The following is a 19,316-nucleotide window of genomic DNA, read 5'->3' as shown; positions in this document are numbered from 1 at the left end:
ATTTAATTGGGGTTCGGGGGGGCTGGCGAGGCCCGCTTGAGCCGGCTCTACCTCAGTCTGTAGGCCCGCCGTCAGGCGGCCTGAGCCTCGCTCTCATCCGTTCCCGGCACGGTCTTCACCACATAGCAACGCTGAGTGCCCAGTCCGGGTAAACGGACGGCGCAGGAGGCTTTGCCGTCTGGACCGGGCTCAAGGACGCCGCGGCGTATCAGCTCCTTGTTAACCGCGTTGATGTTCATGCCCTTGAATACCTCGGAGCGCCAAGCTTCGGGCAGTACGTAGTAAGTAGTCGTCGTATGCAGCGTGTCGCCCATTCCGTGTTCCAGCGACTTGCGAAAACCCAGTCGGTCAATGGTGCGCGGACCGTGCTCGTCGATCTTCGCGGCGGCTGACTCCCAACGGGTAAAACGACTTTCACCGAAGCGCTCGATCATCTGGCGCAACCGCGCCAAAATTGCGTCCCCTTCGAAGTTACCGGCGCCGCCGCGCTCATTCATCCAGGCACTGAGGCACACCCGGGCTGCGGTGGTGGCCGTGCCATCAGGCCAGCCGGTAATCCCCATCGCGGTGGCCAGCTCGCCGGCTGCGGCAGCCAACCCAAAGCGGGCAGCCGCTCGATGCGCCTGACCGCTGGCCGATGCTGGGAGTGCTTTAGCGATAAAGCCCTCCAGGGTGTGGCGCAGGATCGCCGCCCAGCCATGCTGCTTGCCGGGCTCACAGAGGGCCGACAGGAAGGCGGACAATGGTGTGCCGTAGTACTTGGCCACCCGTGCCTTGAGCGCATCTGACAGGGCGGCCGCGTCATCAAAACCGTTCAGCACATCGAACATGCCCAGGCCTTTGCTGGCATCCGCTGGCACGGCGAGCATCCGCACTTCCATGCCGGCTTTCAGCTCCTTGTTGGCTTCGGCCATGTGCTGCGCCAACGTCTTCTCGCCGGTCGAGAGAAATAGCAAGCGCCACTCCTGCACCTGTCGGCCTGCTTGTCCTCGATCATTGGCGCGAGCCTTCCCGGTGCCGTTGCCAAGCATGTACACCGTTTCACCAATGATGCGCGGGTCGCACATGCCGATTTCATCCAGCACCAGGAGCCCGTCCGAATGCGCGGCGGCGATGGATTCTAGGGCGTTATCCGTCGAGCGCCAGGAACGCACCAGACGCGGCCCGCCGTAGATTGAGGCGGCCACTTGCAGGTGGGTGGTCTTGCCGCCGGAGCTGTCGCCGTAGAGGTGAAAGCCGCCCGACTCATGGCCAAGCATGTGCAGCAGCGGACCGGCAAACGCGACGCTGGCCACAAACGCCAAGCGGTGATTACCAATGCACAAGGCGCCAATTTGCTCTTGCCACTGCTCCAGTGTGCCGGCTTCGCTGATTGGTGGAAGCTGCGCGCCGGCCTCATAGAAGTGAAGGTGTTCGGCGTGCGAGCCGACCTGTTGTTCGGGCAACAGAAAGGCGCTGTCGTGCCAACCCAAACGGGTGACCAATCGAGCGCGTTGCGCGCTGTCGAAGCCGCCGAGATAACTCTGTAGATCGTTGCGGGCATTGCGACCGGAGCGACTGCCGGCCAGGCGCAGGCCCATGTCCACCAGCGGGCCGAGCACGTCCTTGCCGAAATCGCCGGTCATGGTCCGCGCCGGAATGTTCCAGCGCTTTTTCGCACCGTCGGGATCATCGAACTCGACCAGCAAACCCCAGTTATGTCCTTGCGCATCACGAGTGCGCGCCAGGATCTCCAGAGGCGAGCACACCGGGCGTGCCTCGCCATCGTCACCGGAATAAAACACGCCTTCTGGTGTGAGGCGGAAGCCGCCGGGCAGCAGATCGTTTTTGGGTTTCGCGGCACGCTTGGTCGTTGGCTTGGGTTTGACTTCAGGTGGTTCGGCCGGAGCTTTCTCCGGCTCAACATCGAACAATTCACTGCTGCGTTCCAGCTCGGCGAAGTGCGCCGCCGTCCAGCCTTTGGCCTGAGCATCGGCCGCGTCGTCACCGTCATCCCATTGACCACCCTCGGCGAAGGTCGGTTGATCATTCTTGAGCGTGGGCTTGCGTTTGAAGACGTCCAGAGCGATCACGCGCACCGACGCGGTGCCGATCTGGTACAGGTGTTCGGCGACGGTATCCATGCAGCTTTTGCCACTGGCGTCGTTGTCTGGCCACAGCACTACGCTCCGACCTTTGAGCGACGTGAGGTCGGCCTTGTGCCACGAGTTCGAACCGTTCGGCCAGCATGTGGCCACGTAGTTGGGTAGCAGCTCAGCCGCGGCGTCGGCGGCCTTTTCGCCTTCGCACAGAATGACCGGAGCCTCTGCTCGTTGCGCCAGTTCATCCAGGCGCAACAGAGGACGCGGCTCAGCCAGCCCTTGCCAACGCCATTGCTGCGTTTGACCGTCGGCTCGCTGGCACCAGGTCAACGGTGCAAAGACCTTGCGCGGTTTACCGTCTTCAACCGGCCTCAAATCGAAGCGGTAGAGCGCCATGACTGGCTGGCCTTGAGCGTCACGATAAATCCAGACTTTGGAAGGTGTGCCGTGTTGCCGGTGTTTTGCCGGACATTTGTTCATGGCTTCGGCCGGGATCGGCTGTATGGCGAGCCATTCCGGTGTTTTGCTTTTGCTGGGGCTCGGCTTCGATTGAACCGTCTCTGCGGTAACGTGCAGCAGATTCGCCAGCTTGTTGCAGGCTTCGACGTCGGTGCCGCCCTCCAGATAGCGCACCAGATCGATCAGGTCGCCGCCTTTGTCGCCGGTGGCAAAATCCGCCCAGGTGCCTTTGCTTAAGTTGATCTTGAGGGAGCCAGCGCGCTTGTCGGCGCGGGTTGGATTGGCGGCGGTGTATTCCTTGCCGCCATCGACCCGTTTGCCCTTGGGTAGCCAGTGGGAAAGCACCCGGTTGATCTCTTTCAGAGAGGCCGCTTTCACGTCGGCGAAGCTGGGGCGTTTCGCCTTATTGGTCATGGCCAGCCTCCACTCGCAGGAGGGCTGTGGTCACATCATCAATCACCGCCTTGCCCATTTCACTGAGGTAGTGAGCGGCCATCGCGCAGTCTTCTGCACCGTCGCCGTGGGTGGCCAAGAGCGACATGCGAGTCGCGTAGCTCAGCAGGTTTGAGGCGTGTTCAAGTGCGTCGGTCAGGGGCACATTGGCACTGAGACGGAACAGCATTTGACTAGGGTGGCCGCATTGAGCGAAAGCAGTATTGCCGAGGGTGGTCGTGTTCGATTGCAGATTCATTGCGCACCCCCGGTTTGAACCAGAGGAGCGGAAGAGGCATCACCGTGCATGGCCAAGGTTTTGATTAGGCCCAGAGTGCCGCGTACATCCCAAATCACCGAGGAAATGATGTGGTCAGCAAGGCGCGGTTTGTCGCTGTCAAAATGGTCTTCGAGAAGGGTTAACACGGAGTCAGCGCGGTCAATCGCACAAGTGATAGCGTCGATCGGTACGCCGGCCTCGGCATCTTTGCTAACGCACAGTAGATCTTCGGGAAGGGTGAAGCCGTGTGAGCAGTTCATTGGGCACCGCCTTCGCCTTCGAGCGCGCGTGCCTTGGCCATATGAGCGTTGTAACGAGCGAGACGGGTTGCGAGACTGGAGTTGGCGTGCAAAGCGGCGAGAGCCATTGCGCGATGGGCAGCGGCGCGATTTTTGGACGGATTAAGGGTGTGCATAGGTAGAGCTCCAAGTTTGATCTGGAGCTGCCACTGATCGTCGCCAAACGATTTAGGGTGGCAGCTGTGCGCAGGTTGGCGAACCGGGAACTTGGAACCCGGCATACCCGAAGGTATCCCACGCACAGCTGCCATAACACGAAACGGCGAGCACAAAAAAAGCGCCTGCTGTCGGTCGGGGCGCCTGTGCGCCAAGTAACTCGGGTCGCCAAACCCGGTCGCTGAATTTGCAGCGACGGCCAAAGAGTAGCGTCCGGATTTCAAAAGTGCAACCGTGTGGAGATCTTGCGCATTTTTTCGATGGAGCATAAATTGTGCGGGCATATAGATTTACCTCAACGCCTCCGGATCGCTCCCGGGGGCGTTTTCATTTCAAGCATGGCGCTCGTGGCGCAAGGTGAGTACGGGGGAATAGCCATCGCGAATCATCTGGCGAGCATCGTGATAAGCATCTGCTGCCTGGGCTTCACCCAAGACAACAACACCCAACTGATCTGCATGCATGATCAACAGGCACCAAACTCCATCCGGCCAGCTCAATACGCCTAGAGTCCGTCCATGCTGCTCGTGTTTTCTACGCAATCGCTCGAAACGTTGGATGCGTGTTTTGGAAAATCCAACTTCGTGCAATGCCTGAAATGACCTGAGTTTTGAGAGCGAAGGAGGTGGTCTTCTCATGCTGCCACCTTGTTTCTTGCCGAAATGCGAGCCCGCACCCAACTTTGGACTTCATCAAGAACCCATGCGACAGGCGCTCCGCGAGCTTTACTACCGCTTAGTTTTACTGGAAGTGGGAAGTCGCTATCCGCTTGCTGCATCAGTTTGTAAATCGTTGGGCGTGCTAGTCCAACGATGGCCATTACTTCCGGCATACGAATCAGAATTGCTGAAGGGTCAGCGGCTGGGTGACTGGCTCGCCTAGCGTTTATGTCGGTCGCTTCGGGCGAGTGGATTTCGAAAGAATTTGCTGATTTGAAGGTCTGGTGTGTCATAGAAAACCCCTGGGTATGGATACAGGGGTATCTATCTATACATTTATCTAGACGAAGAAAACTACTTTGTCTCTAGGTCGGTGAATGTGTAGTCAATACAGGTGCAATACAGGGTGAACGCGGCAGTACAGTAATTGCTTCTGTGCAATTTCTCACTGTGATCGAGATGGTTGTCAGGGTGATGGATTATTCATCCGGAGGGACACTCACTCACCCGCGATCCCACGCCCTAGTTTTTAGTGTTCAACCAGCGACTTATGTCAGTTAATGGCCCGCAGGCGTGAGGGCACTCATCGAGCAAGGCGGCTGCGAGGGTGAGGTGCCTACGGCTGTTACACGTCATAGCCGAGTTACACTTCGTGTACGTTGAATCATGATCAAGTGTTGCAGTTAAAAAATTAAATAATATCAATTAGTTAAATTGCATCGTTACACCTGTAACACGCGTTACACCGTTTTTCAGGGGGGCGATCATGGCTGTCAGACTGCCTTTCCAAACTGTCTTTGCACCACATTTCCTGCAGCTAGCGCATCCAGGTGATCTGCATACCATTGCATCATCTTTACGCGTTGCTCAAGGTACTGAGCTTTGTTGTATACCCCCGAAATACCTTCCTCTTTGTGAGCAAGCTGCGCTTCAACATGTTCTTTCGGCCAACCATGTTCTCGAAGCAGCGTACTCGCGGTGTGCCGAGTACCGTGTCCAACTAAGCGGCCTTTATAGCCAATGGTGGCGAAGACCTTATTGATCGTGTTTTCGCTGATGGTTGGATTTTTGGCTCCGACTCCGGGGCAGAGCCAGCGACTCCGCCCGGTTAAGCAATGCAGCTCTTTCAGCGCTGCAACTGCTTGGTGGGGAAGGGGGCAGACAAAATCTCGACGCATCTTCATCTTGGCGGCAGGCGTGGTCCAAATGGCTTTCTCAAGGTCAAACTCCTTCCATTCAGCCAAACGGACCATGCCAGGTCGCGATGCCGTCCATACACAAAGCCAAGCAGCAGTGCGAGCAGTCAGTCTTGCCGGTGTGTTTTTGAGTGCCTGGAGAAATTCACCCAGTTCAGGCTCCAGCAAATGTGGATGCTGCTGAGTCTTAGGGGCTTGGGCCGCAATATCGCGAAGGCGGCTGCCCGGATCGTTTTCAGTTAGGCCTAAGCCGATGGCTCGCCCGAAGATCTGATTTATCCAGGTGCGACATTTTTCAGCCACGTTGTGTGCGTCCCGGGCTTCGATGGACGCCTGAAGCACTGCGCAATCGGTGCGTGTGATTTCGTCTAGAGGCTTGTCTCCCAGTGCCGGGAGTATGTCCTTGTCGAGGTAGGTACGGATTTTGTTGAGGGTGGAGGATGCGAGACCCTTTTCCTCTTTCGCCTTGAGCCAGGCATCAGCAGCAGCTCGAAAAGTTCGGGTTTTGGCCGCATCGATAGCAGCTTTCGCTGATCGCTTTTGCTCAAGGGGGTCGGCGCCGCTGCTCACTACTTTGCGTAGATCGGCAGCTTTGTCCCGAGCCAACGCACCACTTACTTCCGGGTAACCCCCGAGCCCCATCCAAGCCCAATTGCCCGCCGGACGCTTGTAGCGGAGCTGCCAGGATTTACCACCATCAGGTTTGACCCTGAAGTAGAGGCCGTTTCCGTCCAGCTCCCGGTATTCCTTTGATTCCGGCTCCAACCCCGCAAGTGTCGTGTCTGCGAGAGGGCGGCGCTTGATGTCTGCGCGCTTCATCCTTGTATCCCAAAGTTCGGTATTTTTCTCAGGATACAAGCAGGGATACAGGGATACAACGGATAAGGGGATACAGAGGTAGATAGCCAGACACAAAAAAACCGGCTCAAGTGGCCGGTTTCTCTGGGTCTGAGAGTCTGGTAGAGACTTTCAGATACTGCTATATGGTGCCCCGAGGGAGACTCGAACTCCCACTCCTTTCGAAAACGGATTTTGAATCCGCCGCGTCTACCAATTCCGCCATCAGGGCTCAATGGCGGCGAAGTATAGAGATGAGATAACCGTTGGTCAATCAGGTACATGGAGAATTTTTGATATTTCCGCTAGACTTCCCGGCCCTGCTAGACGAACCCCATCATGCGCGTTGCTGACTTTACCTTTGAGCTTCCTGATTCGCTGATTGCTCGCCATCCTTTGGCTGAGCGTCGCGGTAGTCGCCTGTTGACCCTGGACGGGGTCAGTGGCGCCCTGGCACACCGTCAATTCACTGATTTGCTCGAGCATTTGCGCCCGGGCGATTTGATGGTGTTCAACAATACCCGGGTGATTCCGGCGCGCCTGTTTGGCCAGAAGGCTTCCGGCGGCAAGCTGGAAATCCTGGTGGAGCGGGTGCTCGACAGTCATCGCGTGCTGGCACATGTGCGTTCCAGCAAGTCGCCGAAACCGGGTTCGAAGATCCTGATCGACGGCGGTGGCGAGGCCGAGATGCTGGCGCGTCACGATGCGTTGTTCGAGCTGGGGTTTGCCGAAGAGGTGTTGCCGCTGCTCGACCGTGTCGGGCACATGCCGTTGCCTCCTTATATAGACCGCCCGGATGAAGGCTCGGACCGCGAGCGTTATCAGACGGTGTACGCCGAGCGCCTGGGCGCGGTGGCAGCGCCGACGGCGGGGCTGCATTTCGACCAGCCGCTGATGGAGGCGATTGCCGCCAAGGGTATCGAGACTGCGTTCGTGACCTTGCATGTCGGCGCCGGCACCTTTCAGCCGGTGCGCGTGGAGAAGATCGAAGATCACCACATGCACAGCGAGTGGCTGGAAGTCGGCCAGGACGTGGTCGATGCCGTTGCGGCCTGCCGCGCTCGCGGTGGTCGCGTGGTGGCTGTGGGGACCACTAGCGTGCGTTCTCTGGAAAGCGCCGCGCGCGATGGCGTGCTCAAGCCGTTCAGTGGCGATACCGATATCTTTATCTACCCGGGCCGGCCGTTTCATGTGGTCGATGCCCTGGTTACCAACTTCCATCTGCCCGAGTCCACGCTGTTGATGCTGGTTTCGGCGTTCGCCGGTTATCCCGAGACCATGGCCGCCTATAAAGCCGCCGTCGACAACGAATACCGCTTTTTCAGCTACGGTGATGCGATGTTTATCACCCGTAATCCCGCACCTACTGCCCCTAAACAAACAGGCCCAGAGGAAACAGAATGAGTCGCACCAGTCGCATGACCTTTGAGCTCCTTGCCACCGACGGCAAGGCTCGTCGCGGTCGTTTGACCTTCCCGCGCGGTACCGTCGAGACCCCGGCCTTCATGCCGGTGGGCACGTACGGCACGGTCAAGGGCATGTTGCCGCGGGATATCACCGCCACTGGCGCGGAAATCATTCTGGGTAACACCTTCCACTTGTGGCTGCGTCCTGGCACCGAAGTGATCAAGAAGCACGGCGACCTGCACGATTTCATGCAGTGGAAAGGCCCGATTCTGACCGACTCCGGCGGTTTTCAGGTGTTCAGCCTGGGCGCGATGCGCAAGATCAAGGAGGAGGGCGTGACCTTCGCTTCTCCGGTCGACGGCGCCAAAGTGTTCATGGGCCCGGAAGAGTCGATGCAGGTCCAGCGCGACCTGGGCTCGGACATCGTGATGATTTTCGACGAATGCACCCCGTACCCGGCCGATGAAGACGTCGCTCGCGTATCGATGGAACTGTCGTTGCGCTGGGCCCAGCGTTCGAAAAACGCCCATGGCGACAACACGGCGGCGTTGTTCGGCATCGTTCAGGGCGGTATGCACCAGGATTTGCGTATGCGCTCCCTGGAAGGCCTCGACAAGATCGGCTTCGACGGCCTGGCCATTGGCGGTCTGTCGGTGGGCGAGCCCAAGCACGAGATGATCAAGGTGCTGGATTACCTGCCGGGCCAGATGCCGGCTGACAAACCTCGTTACCTTATGGGCGTTGGCAAACCGGAAGATCTGGTTGAGGGTGTGCGCCGCGGTGTGGACATGTTCGATTGCGTGATGCCAACCCGTAATGCCCGCAATGGGCATCTGTTCATTGATACAGGCGTGCTGAAGATCCGTAACGCGTTCCATCGCCATGATGATTCGCCGCTGGATCCGACCTGCGATTGCTATACCTGCCAGAACTTCTCCCGTGCTTATCTGCACCATCTGGACAAGTGCGGCGAAATGCTGGGTAGCATGTTGAATACCATCCACAATTTGCGCCATTACCAGGTGCTTATGGCTGGTTTGCGCGAGGCTATTCAACAGGGTACATTGGCCGCCTTTGTCGATGCCTTCTACGCCAAACGCGGGTTACCTGTTCCGCCTTTGGACTGAGTTTTCTGACCCCAAGATTCAACATTTGCAACTGGAGTGCTAAATGAGCTTTTTTATCTCTAATGCCATGGCTGACGCTGCTGCACCTGCGGCAGGCCCAATGGGCGGCGGCTTTGAGTGGATTTTCCTGGTCGGTTTCCTGGTCATCTTCTACCTGATGATCTGGCGTCCACAGGCCAAACGCGCCAAAGAGCAGAAAAACCTGCTGGGCAGCCTGCAAAAAGGTGACGAAGTTGTGACCACCGGTGGTATCGCCGGCAAGATCACCAAAGTGTCCGACGACTTCGTTGTCCTGGAAGTCTCCGACACCGTCGAAATGAAATTCCAGAAAGGCGCCATCGCCGCCACGCTGCCAAAAGGCACGCTCAAAGCGATCTAAGTTTCAACTTCTACTCAATCGACGGGGCGCGCAAGGCGCCCCGCGTCATAAGCGGGCGGCGTGATGCTGAACAAATACCCTCTGTGGAAATACATTCTGATCCTGGCGGTGCTGGCGATCGGTCTGATTTATTCCGCTCCCAATCTATACCCTGATGACCCGGCCATTCAGGTCAGCGGTGCAAGCACTGCATTGCAGGTTACTCAGGCTGATCTGGATCGTGTGAGCACCGCGCTCAAGGACTCCGGGATCAACGTCAAGGCGGCCACCCTGGCTGCGGGCGGCAAGGGCGGTCTGATCCGTCTGACCAAGGCTGAAGATCAGCTGCCAGCCAAAGACGTCGTACGCAAGGCATTGGGTGATGACTACGTCGTTGCACTGAACCTGGCACAAACCACCCCGCAATGGCTGCGCAGCCTTGGCGCGCACCCGATGAAGCTGGGTCTGGACTTGTCCGGTGGTGTGCACTTCCTGCTGGAAGTGGACATGGACAAAGCCCTCGATGCACGCCTGAAAGTCTACGAAGGCGACGTCAAGAGCCTGTTGCGTAAAGAGCGTCTGCGCTATCGCAGCCTGCCGCAACTGGGCGGTGCCATTCAGCTGGGCTTCACTGATGAAGCAGCCCGTGAAGAGGCGCGTGCGCTGATTCGCAAGAACTTCAACGATTTCGATATTGTTCCGGCCGACCTCAATGGCCAACCGGTACTGCGTCTGGCGATGACCCCGGCCAAGCTGGCGGAAATCCGCGAATACTCCATCAAGCAGAACTTGACCACGGTACGTAACCGCGTCAACGAGCTGGGTGTTGCCGAACCTATCGTTCAGCGCCAAGGCGCCAACCGCATCGTGGTTGAGCTGCCGGGCGTGCAAGACACTGCAGAAGCCAAGCGTATCCTCGGCAAGACGGCCAACCTTGAGTTCCGTCTGGCGGCTGAGCCAGGCGCTTCGAAAGCTACTTCCGAGTCGTTCGAGTTCCGGGAAGGCAATCGTCCTGCGGCGCTGATCGAGCGTGGCTTGATCATCACCGGTGACCAGGTGACTGACGCCAAGGCTGGCTTCGGCGAGCAAGGCACGCCAGAAGTGAACATCCGTCTGGATGGCCATGGTGGCGAGCTGATGAGTCGTGCGACGCGTAACAACGTCGGTCGCAGCATGGCGGTGATCTTCATCGAGCAACGTCCTGTCACTACTTACGTCAAGCAAGTGGTCAACGGCGTCGAGAAAGACGTACCGGTTCAGACGTTTAAAGAAGAGAAGAAGATCATCAGCCTGGCGACCATCCAGTCGCCGCTGGGTGCCCAGTTCCGCATCACTGGCCTGAACGGCCAGGGCGAATCGTCCGAGCTGGCGCTGCTGCTGCGTGCCGGTGGTCTGGCGGCACCGATGTACTTCGCTGAAGAACGTACCATCGGCCCAAGCCTGGGTGCTGACAACATCACCAAAGGTATCGATGCCTCGCTGTGGGGCATGCTGTTTGTCTCGCTGTTCATCATGGCCATCTACCGCTTCTTCGGCCTCATCGCCACCGTCGCGCTGACGGTGAACATGGTGATGCTGCTGGCCTTGATGTCGCTGCTGGGGGCAACGCTGACCCTGCCAGGTATCGCCGGTATCGTGTTGACCATGGGTATGGCGGTCGACGCCAACGTACTGATCTTCTCGCGGATACGTGAAGAGATCGCGGCCGGCATGACCGTGCAGCGGGCAATCAACGAAGGCTTCGGCCGGGCATTTACCGCGATTCTCGACGCCAACCTGACAACCTTGTTGGTCGGCGGGATTCTCTTTGCCATGGGCACCGGCCCGGTCAAGGGTTTCGCAGTGACCATGTCCCTCGGGATCTTTACCTCGATGTTCACGGCCATCATGGTGACCCGCGCGATGGTCAACCTGATCTTCGGCGGTCGTGACTTCAAGAAGTTGTGGATTTAAGGGGCTGCCATGTTACGTACAATCAACTTCATGGGCGTTCGCAACGTTGCGTTCGGCGTCACATTGTTCCTTACGGTCCTGGCTCTGTTCAGCGTCGCCACCAAGGGCATGAACTGGGGGCTGGACTTCACCGGCGGTACGCTCATCGAGCTGACCTACGAGCGTCCGGCTGACGTCACCAAGGTGCGTGAGCAGCTGGTGACATCGGGTTATCACGAGGCGATCGTACAGAGCTTCGGTGCGACTACCGATTTGCTGGTGCGTATGCCAGGTGAAGACCCGCAGCTGGGTCACCAGGTGGCCGAGGCCTTGCAGAAGCTCGGTGGCGACAACCCTGCGGTGGTCAAGCGCGTCGAATTCGTCGGCCCTCAGGTCGGTGAAGAACTGCGTGACCAGGGCGGCCTCGGCATGCTGATGGCGCTGGGCGGCATTTTGATCTACCTGGCTTTCCGCTTTCAGTGGAAGTTTGCAGTCGGTGCAATCGTTTCGCTGATCCACGACGTGATCGTGACCATCGGTATCCTGTCGTTCTTCCAGATCACCTTCGACCTGACGGTACTGGCGGCGGTGCTGGCGATCATCGGCTACTCGCTCAACGACACCATCGTGGTATTTGACCGGGTTCGTGAGAACTTCCGGGTACTGCGCAAGGCCAGCCTGATCGAGAACATCAACATCTCGACCACGCAAACCCTGCTGCGGACCATGGCGACGTCGATCTCCACGTTGCTGGCGATCGCGGCCTTGTTGTTCTTCGGTGGCGACAACCTGTTCGGCTTCTCCATCGCCCTGTTCATCGGTGTTCTGGCGGGTACTTACTCGTCGATCTACATCGCGAACGTGGTGCTGATCTGGCTGAACCTGAGCAGCGAGGACCTGATTCCTGCTGCGGTGGCTGAGACCGAAGTCGACGACCGCCCATAACGGTTATCGCTTTTACAGCTGTAGCCCGAGAAGGCGCGAGTGTTGAACTCGCGCCTTTTTTTATGCTCCAAGGCTGGGAGAAGCGGGTTTTCCCGTCTGTGATGGTCAGGAGGTTCATGTGAACAAGTCGTTGCTGGTTGGTGCGGTATTGGGTGCTGTCGGTGTCACTGCCGGGGGTGCTGTTGCCACCTACAAGCTGGTTAAAAGCGGCCCTGAGTATGCGCAAGTGCTGGCCGTTGAACCGGTCAAGACACAAATCAAGACTCCACGTGAAGTGTGCAAGGACGTTACGGTTACCCGGCAAGCGCCGGTAAAAGATCAACACCAGATCGCCGGTACGGTGGTCGGCGCGCTGGCCGGTGGCCTGTTGGGCAACCAGATCGGCGGCGGTACAGGCAAGAAAATCGCCACAGTGGCCGGTGCGGTCGGCGGTGGTTATGCGGGCAACAAGGTGCAGGAAGGCATGCAGGAGCGTGATACCTACACCACCACTCAAACCCGCTGTAACACCGTGAATGACATCAGCGACAAGGTTGTAGGCTACGACGTTCGTTATTCGCTGGATGGCAAGGAAGGCAAAGTGCGGATGGATCGCGATCCGGGCAACCAGATTCCGGTCGACAAGGAAGGCAAGTTGATCCTGGGGCAGAACGAACCGGCTCAACAATAAGCTGAGCGCCTCAAGCAAAAAGAAGCATCTCGAGAGGGATGCTTTTTTTGTGCCTGAATTATATGTTCGCCGCCAACGTGCTATGAAAGACTCCTCATTTTTCGCGGCCTTGCGCCTGCCTGTCCGAGACCCCATGCCTGCCATTGATCATCCCCTGATAGACCAGTTCCTTGACGCCCTGTGGCTGGAAAAAGGCCTTTCCGATAACACCCGCGATGCCTATCGCAGCGACCTGGCCTTGTTCAACGGTTGGCTGCAGGAGAAGGGCTTGGAGCTGATCAATGCCGGCCGCGAATTGATCCTCGATCACTTGGCCTGGCGTCTGGAGCAAAACTACAAACCCCGCTCGACAGCGCGATTTCTCTCCGGCGTGCGTGGCTTCTATCGCTATTTGCTGCGGGAAAAGCTGATTGCAGTCGATCCGACCTTGCGCGTCGATATGCCGCAACTGGGGCGACCATTGCCTAAGTCCTTGTCGGAAGCGGATGTGGAGGCCTTGTTAAAAGCACCTGACCTGAGCGAAGCCATCGGTCAGCGAGACCGCGCCATGCTGGAAGTGCTTTACGCCTGTGGCTTGCGGGTCACGGAGCTGATCAGCCTGACGCTGGAACAGGTCAACCTGCGCCAAGGCGTGCTGCGGGTGATGGGCAAGGGCAGCAAGGAACGACTGGTGCCGATGGGCGAGGAGGCGATTGTCTGGGTCGAGCGCTACATGCGCGATGCCCGTGGCGAGTTGCTGGGTGGGCGTCCCAGCGATGTGCTGTTCCCCAGCCTGCGCGGCGAGCAGATGACCCGCCAGACCTTCTGGCACCGCATCAAACACCAGGCCAAGGTTGCCGGGATCGGCAAATCGTTGTCTCCACATACCCTGCGCCATGCCTTCGCCACGCACTTGCTCAACCACGGTGCCGACCTGCGCGTGGTGCAAATGCTGCTCGGCCACAGCGATCTCTCGACCACCCAGATCTATACTCACGTCGCCCGCGCACGCTTGCAGGACCTGCATGCCAAACATCACCCACGCGGCTAACGCAGCTCCTGGCATGGGAATGCTGGCCTGTAGTGAGTGGGCTTGCCCCATCGCCACGGGGGCCTTATGTGGTAGGCTTTGCCGGTTTGCACGATGGGCGGTTATGACCCGGTGTTTCGGCACGGGTGTTCTGATCGTCCCATTTGTCCGCCTTCAGGAGTTCTCATGCGTCTGACCCAGATTTTCGCCGCCGCAGCCATTGCGTTGGTCAGCACCTTTGCCGTCGCCGATGACACGGCCGACAAAGCCATTCGTAAAAGCCTGCAAACCCTCGAGCTCGACGTGCCGGTCGAAAGCATCACCGCCAGCCCGCTGCCAGGTCTGTACGAAGTCAAACTCAAGGGCAGCCGTGTGCTTTACGCCAGCGCCGATGGCCAATACGTCGTTCAGGGTTACCTGTTCCAGCTCAAGGACGGCAAACCGGTCAACCTGACCGAGAAGACCGAGCGCCTGGGCATTTCCAAACTGATCAATAACATTCCAGTGGCTGAAACCGTGGTTTACCCGGCAATCGGCGAAACCAAATCACACATCACCGTGTTCACCGACACCACATGCCCGTATTGTCACAAGCTGCACGCCGAAGTGCCGGCGCTGAACAAGCTGGGTATCGAAGTGCGTTATGTTGCGTTCCCGCGCCAGGGCCTGGGCTCGGCGGGTGACGAGCAACTGCAAGCCGTGTGGTGCTCCAAGGACAAGAAAGCGGCCATGGACAAAATGGTCGATGGCAAGGAAATCAAGGCCGCCAAGTGCGAGAACCCGGTAGCCAAACAGTTCGCCCTCGGTCAGTCGATCGGCGTGAACGGTACACCGGCCATCGTTTTGGCCGACGGACAGGTCATTCCGGGCTACCAGCCTGCGCCACAAGTCGCCAAACTGGCATTGGGCGCGAAATAATTTCGCATCGTCATGGTCAGCCTTTGACGATCATGGTTCGGCGGCAATATTGTCGGGCCATTAATAGAGAGCCGCGAGTATGCGGTTGTTTTCACGGCCGGCCTTGAGTCGGCCGTTTTATGGGGAGTTCACAGTGAAACCGGTCAAAGTAGGCATCTGTGGGTTAGGGACCGTCGGTGGCGGTACCTTCAACGTACTTCAGCGCAACGCCGAGGAAATTGCTCGTCGTGCCGGGCGTGGAATCGAAGTGGCACAAATTGCCATGCGCACGCCAAAGCCTCAGTTCCAGACGACCGGTATTGCGATTACCAACGATGTGTTCGAAGTGGCCACGAACCCTGAGATCGACATCGTTATAGAGCTGATGGGCGGCTACACCGTTGCCCGCGAGCTGGTACTCAAGGCCATCGAGAATGGCAAGCATGTGGTCACCGCGAACAAGGCACTGATCGCCGTTCACGGTAATGAAATTTTCGCCAAGGCTCGCGAGAAGGGCGTCATCGTGGCGTTCGAAGCGGCCGTGGCCGGCGGCATCCCGGTGATCAAAGCGATCCGTGAAGGTTTGTCCGCCAATCGCATCAACTGGGTGGCCGGGATCATCAACGGCACCGGCAACTTCATCCTCACCGAAATGCGTGAGAAGGGCCGGACCTTCGAAGACGTCCTCGCCGAGGCCCAAGCCCTGGGTTACGCCGAAGCCGACCCGACCTTCGACGTCGAAGGCATCGATGCAGCCCACAAGCTGACGATCCTGGCGTCCATTGCATTCGGTATCCCGCTGCAATTCGACAAGGCTTACACCGAAGGCATCACCAAGCTGACCACCGCTGACGTGAACTACGCCGAAGCGCTGGGCTATCGCATCAAGCACCTGGGCGTGGCGCGCAGCACCGCGGCCGGTATCGAGTTGCGTGTGCACCCGACGCTGATCCCGGCCGATCGTTTGCTCGCCAACGTCAACGGCGTGATGAACGCGGTGATGGTCAACGGCGATGCTGCCGGTTCGACCTTGTTCTACGGCGCCGGCGCCGGCATGGAGCCGACCGCTTCGTCGGTGATCGCTGACCTGGTGGATGTGGTTCGCGCCATGACCTCCGATCCGGAAAACCGCGTGCCGCACCTGGCTTTCCAGCCTGATTCGCTGTCGGCCCATCCGATCCTGCCGATCGAATCCTGTGAAAGCGCCTACTACCTGCGCATTCAGGCCAAGGACCATCCGGGCGTGTTGGCTCAGGTGGCGAGCATCCTGTCGGAGCGCGGCATCAACATCGAATCGATCATGCAGAAAGAAGTCGAAGAGCATGACGGTCTGGTGCCAATGATCCTGCTGACGCACCGTGTGCTGGAGCAGCACATGAACGACGCGATCACCGCCCTGGAGGCCTTGGAAGGCGTGGTCGGCCCGGTCGTACGAATCCGCGTCGAGCACCTGAACTAAATTAAAGCAGCGGCAAGCTGCAAGCTTCAAGCGACAAGTTAAGGCCGTCTGGCGTTAGCTTGTAGCTTGTAGCTTGAGGCTTGAAGCCCAAACCGAAGGTTTGCCCCTATGCGTTATATCAGTACCCGCGGCCAGGCACCGGCCCTGAACTTCGAAGATGTCCTGCTGGCCGGTCTCGCCACCGACGGCGGTCTGTACGTGCCGGAAAACCTGCCACGTTTCACTCAGGAAGAGATCGCTTCCTGGGCCGGCCTGCCGTATCACGAGCTGGCCTTCCGGGTAATGCGCCCGTTCGTGACCGGCAGCATTCCCGATGCCGATTTCAAAAAGATTCTTGAAGAAACGTACGGCGTGTTTTCCCACAACGCCGTGGCCCCGTTGCGTCAGCTCAATGGCAACGAATGGGTGCTGGAGCTGTTCCACGGCCCGACCCTGGCGTTCAAGGACTTTGCCCTGCAACTGCTCGGTCGCTTGCTCGACTACGTGCTGGAAAAACGCGGTGAGCGCGTGGTGATTGTTGGCGCTACCTCCGGCGACACCGGTTCGGCCGCCATCGAAGGCTGCAAGCACTGCGAAAACGTCGACATCTTCATCCTGCACCCGCACAACCGTGTGTCCGAAGTGCAGCGTCGCCAAATGACCACCATCTTCGGCGAAAACATCCATAACATTGCCATCGAAGGCAACTTCGATGACTGCCAGGAAATGGTCAAGGCCAGCTTCGCCGACCAGAGCTTCCTCAAGGGTACGCGCCTGGTGGCGGTGAACTCGATCAACTGGGCGCGGATCATGGCCCAGATCGTTTACTACTTCCACGCAGCCCTGCAGCTGGGTGGCCCGGCGCGTTCGGTGTCGTTCTCGGTGCCGACCGGCAACTTCGGCGATATCTTCGCCGGGTACCTGGCGCGCAACATGGGCCTGCCGATCAACCAGTTGATCGTCGCCACCAACCGCAACGACATCCTGCACCGCTTCATGAGCGGCAATCAGTACGTCAAGGAAACCCTGCACGCCACACTGTCGCCCTCCATGGACATCATGGTGTCGTCGAACTTCGAACGCCTGCTGTTCGACCTGCACGGTCGTAACGGCGCGGCAATAGCCGGCTTGATGGACACCTTCAAGCAGGGCGGCGGTTTCAGCGTCGAAGAGGAGCGCTGGACCGAGGCACGCAAACTGTTCGATTCGCTGGCCGTGGACGACGCCCAAACGTGCGAAACCATTGCCGAAGTCTTTGAGCAAACCGGCGAGCTGCTGGACCCGCACACTGCCATCGGCGTGAAGGCCGCGCGCGAATGCCGTCGTAGCCTGGATATCCCGATGGTGATCCTCGGCACGGCCCATCCAGTCAAATTCCCGGACGCTGTGGAAAAAGCCGGTGTAGGAAAAGCGCTCGAACTACCTGCACATCTTTCTGATTTGTTTGAGCGAGATGAGCGTTGCACCGTATTGCCGAACGACCTGAAAGCCGTGCAGGCCTTTGTCAGTCAGCATGGCAACCGCGGCAAGCCGCTGTAACCGGTAAAAACTGTCACATTTTGAAGCCCGTCTCCTGACGGGCTTTCTCATTTCTGCATGCCACACTTGTCGGGTTTCGTAAAAGAAGAGCCGCCCATGAAGGACGGGCGAGACGATCACCAAGGAAGTGGCAATGCTGTTTTTCAGAGGGTTTAAACCAGCCGTGTGCTGGATGTTTTTATTGGGCGCCCTGGGCTTTGGGCAATGGGTAAAGGCCGCACAATTGGCGATACATGAACCCCGGGAGTCAGCCACCGTCGCACGCATTGAGCTGAATGCTCAGGAGCGGCAGTGGATTGCTGAACACCCGATGGTTATCGTCGCGTCGGCGCAGTACCCGCTGTACCTGTTCAAGGATGAGCACGGTCATTGGAGCGGGTTGAACAACGATGTGCTCAACCGCATCAGCGCCATGACAGGGTTGCGGTTCGTCCATGAAGAGTCTTTTTCCACCGACCAACTGCTGGAGCGGCTGGAAAGCGGCGCGGCGGACATGAGCACGACACTGGCAATGAATGACGAGCGCAAGGTGTTTCTGGATTTCAGCCATGCGTTCGGCGGGGCGGGCTGGGTACTCGTGGGGCTGGCCGGCACGCCTGCGTTACAGTCCCTGGAACAGCTTTCGAAAAGAGTTCTGGTACTGCCGGCCCGGCACGCTCTGGAGGGGACGATTCGTCGTGACTACCCGGCGATCGAGCTGCGCTCGGTCAAAACCTACGCTGAAGCCCGGGCACTGGTGGAAAGTGGCGAGGCCTACGCCACCATTGAAAACGAAATCGGAGCGCAGCTCTACCCTTCGGGCCGGCTCAAGGTAGGGCATGCAGTGGAAGGCAAATGGGAGGCTGATCATTTGGCAGTCCGCAAAGGACAGCCGCAGTTATTGAGCATCCTCAACAAGGCGCTGGAAGCATTTCCACCCGCCGAGTTACTCGCCATACGGCTGCAATGGCTGAACGGAATTGCTCCGGTACACGCGCCCTCGACCTGGCAGCGGATAACCCAGTGGGGTTGCTGGAGCCTGTTCATCGTCAGCCTGTTTGGCTTGCTCTCATTGCTTTGGAACCGCCGGCTCGCTGCACTGATCAAGCAACGTCGGGACGCCGAGAAAGACCTCAATGACCAGCTCGCATTCCAGCACGCATTGATAGACGCCATGCCCGATCCGATGTTCGTGCGTGATCTGGAAGGGCGTTTGATCATGTGCAACAAAAGCTATGAGGAGCGCTTGTCGACCCGTTTCGACCAGGTTCAGGGGCGACAACTGATCGAACTTGATGTCTTGCCCAAAGAGACTGCCGAGCAGCTTCACGCTGAGTTTATGGCCCAGCTCGGTACTCGCAAGACTCGCTTCAGCGAACGTCAGTTGATGTTCAAGGACGGAGTCAGGGATATCTACCAGTGGACGGTGCCGTTCTACAGTGCGGACGGTCAATTGCGAGGACTGCTGGGCGGATGGAGCGATATCGGCAAGCGTACAAGGCAGGTGTGAAGCGTTAAGTTAAGAAATTTGAGCGCCGAAAACTCTGTGGGAGCGGGGGGGGGGGGGGGGGGGGGGGGGGGGGGGGGGGGGGGGGGGGGGGGGGGGGGGGGGGGGG

General features: G+C 58.6%; 18 protein-coding genes and 1 tRNA gene. 11 read left to right on the top strand and 8 right to left on the bottom strand.

Translation table 11 applies throughout. The annotated features are described in order from the left end of the window. Positions 1–71: 71 nt before the first annotated feature. The 8 genes from AC1RQB_RS24285 to AC1RQB_RS24250 form a co-directional block, all read right to left on the bottom strand. Positions 72–2,954 carry a DUF927 domain-containing protein gene (locus tag AC1RQB_RS24285; protein ID WP_063342593.1) on the bottom strand — a complete coding sequence of 961 codons (2,883 nt, stop codon included), beginning with the start codon at positions 2,952–2,954 and terminating at the stop codon, positions 72–74. Beyond that, positions 2,944–3,231, bottom strand: coding sequence for a DUF3077 domain-containing protein (locus tag AC1RQB_RS24280; RefSeq protein WP_063342594.1), 288 nt, complete (start codon positions 3,229–3,231; stop codon positions 2,944–2,946). Before AC1RQB_RS24280 ends, AC1RQB_RS24285 begins: the two co-directional genes overlap by 11 nt. Further along, a complete protein-coding gene (locus AC1RQB_RS24275; protein WP_063342595.1) occupies positions 3,228–3,512 on the bottom strand; it encodes a hypothetical protein in 285 nt (94 codons plus the stop codon). Before AC1RQB_RS24275 ends, AC1RQB_RS24280 begins: the two co-directional genes overlap by 4 nt. Further along, entirely contained in the window at positions 3,509–3,667 is a 159-nt protein-coding gene (locus tag AC1RQB_RS24270) for a hypothetical protein (protein ID WP_198537209.1), read from the bottom strand. The genes AC1RQB_RS24275 and AC1RQB_RS24270 overlap by 4 nt, the downstream gene beginning before the upstream one ends. 372 nt (positions 3,668–4,039) lie before the next feature. Beyond that, on the bottom strand, positions 4,040–4,345 hold the full coding sequence (locus AC1RQB_RS24265) for a hypothetical protein (RefSeq protein ID WP_131816019.1): 306 nt from the start codon (positions 4,343–4,345) through the stop codon (positions 4,040–4,042). Further along, on the bottom strand, positions 4,342–4,539 hold the full coding sequence (locus AC1RQB_RS24260; protein ID WP_241824504.1) for a helix-turn-helix transcriptional regulator: 198 nt from the start codon (positions 4,537–4,539) through the stop codon (positions 4,342–4,344). The genes AC1RQB_RS24265 and AC1RQB_RS24260 overlap by 4 nt, the downstream gene beginning before the upstream one ends. A 600-nt stretch (positions 4,540–5,139) precedes the next feature. Next, entirely contained in the window at positions 5,140–6,381 is a 1,242-nt protein-coding gene (locus AC1RQB_RS24255; RefSeq protein WP_207267397.1) for a tyrosine-type recombinase/integrase, read from the bottom strand. Between the two features lie 165 nt (positions 6,382–6,546). Then, a tRNA-Leu gene (locus tag AC1RQB_RS24250) sits at positions 6,547–6,631 on the bottom strand. A gap of 107 nt (positions 6,632–6,738) precedes the next feature. On the opposite strand from AC1RQB_RS24250, the gene queA reads away from it, so the two are divergent. From queA to AC1RQB_RS24195, 11 genes are all read left to right on the top strand, one after another. Next, positions 6,739–7,803 (top strand): tRNA preQ1(34) S-adenosylmethionine ribosyltransferase-isomerase QueA, encoded by a 1,065-nt coding sequence (gene queA / locus AC1RQB_RS24245; protein WP_063342597.1) that lies wholly within the window; start codon positions 6,739–6,741, stop codon positions 7,801–7,803. 14 nt (positions 7,804–7,817) lie between these two features. After that, positions 7,818–8,933 (top strand): tRNA guanosine(34) transglycosylase Tgt, encoded by a 1,116-nt coding sequence (gene tgt, locus AC1RQB_RS24240; protein ID WP_198537237.1) that lies wholly within the window; start codon positions 7,818–7,820, stop codon positions 8,931–8,933. 43 nt (positions 8,934–8,976) lie between these two features. Then, entirely contained in the window at positions 8,977–9,312 is a 336-nt protein-coding gene (gene yajC, locus AC1RQB_RS24235; protein ID WP_008014002.1) for a preprotein translocase subunit YajC, read from the top strand. A 63-nt stretch (positions 9,313–9,375) separates the two neighbouring features. Beyond that, on the top strand, positions 9,376–11,244 hold the full coding sequence (secD, locus tag AC1RQB_RS24230) for a protein translocase subunit SecD (protein WP_008072856.1): 1,869 nt from the start codon (positions 9,376–9,378) through the stop codon (positions 11,242–11,244). Between the two features lie 9 nt (positions 11,245–11,253). Beyond that, positions 11,254–12,168, top strand: coding sequence for a protein translocase subunit SecF (gene secF, locus AC1RQB_RS24225; RefSeq protein ID WP_007903566.1), 915 nt, complete (start codon positions 11,254–11,256; stop codon positions 12,166–12,168). A 118-nt stretch (positions 12,169–12,286) separates the two neighbouring features. Next, positions 12,287–12,838: a glycine zipper 2TM domain-containing protein gene (locus AC1RQB_RS24220; protein ID WP_008072859.1), complete on the top strand. Its 552-nt coding sequence runs from the start codon at positions 12,287–12,289 to the stop codon at positions 12,836–12,838. A gap of 133 nt (positions 12,839–12,971) precedes the next feature. Further along, entirely contained in the window at positions 12,972–13,868 is an 897-nt protein-coding gene (gene xerD / locus AC1RQB_RS24215) for a site-specific tyrosine recombinase XerD (protein ID WP_063342599.1), read from the top strand. Between the two features lie 165 nt (positions 13,869–14,033). Continuing rightward, positions 14,034–14,765, top strand: a complete 732-nt coding sequence (gene dsbC, locus AC1RQB_RS24210; RefSeq protein WP_008072863.1) for a bifunctional protein-disulfide isomerase/oxidoreductase DsbC — start codon at positions 14,034–14,036, stop codon at positions 14,763–14,765. 133 nt (positions 14,766–14,898) lie between these two features. Then, positions 14,899–16,203 (top strand): homoserine dehydrogenase, encoded by a 1,305-nt coding sequence (locus AC1RQB_RS24205; RefSeq protein ID WP_032830508.1) that lies wholly within the window; start codon positions 14,899–14,901, stop codon positions 16,201–16,203. Positions 16,204–16,311: 108 nt separating this feature from the next. After that, positions 16,312–17,721: a threonine synthase gene (thrC, locus tag AC1RQB_RS24200; RefSeq protein ID WP_038979090.1), complete on the top strand. Its 1,410-nt coding sequence runs from the start codon at positions 16,312–16,314 to the stop codon at positions 17,719–17,721. Between the two features lie 133 nt (positions 17,722–17,854). Beyond that, on the top strand, positions 17,855–19,210 hold the full coding sequence (locus AC1RQB_RS24195) for a transporter substrate-binding domain-containing protein (protein ID WP_063342600.1): 1,356 nt from the start codon (positions 17,855–17,857) through the stop codon (positions 19,208–19,210). Positions 19,211–19,316 lie beyond the last annotated feature (106 nt).

It is taken from the genome of Pseudomonas sp. GW822-FHT02E03 (assembly GCF_058802325.1).
This window is presented reverse-complemented; position numbering and strand designations above follow the sequence as displayed.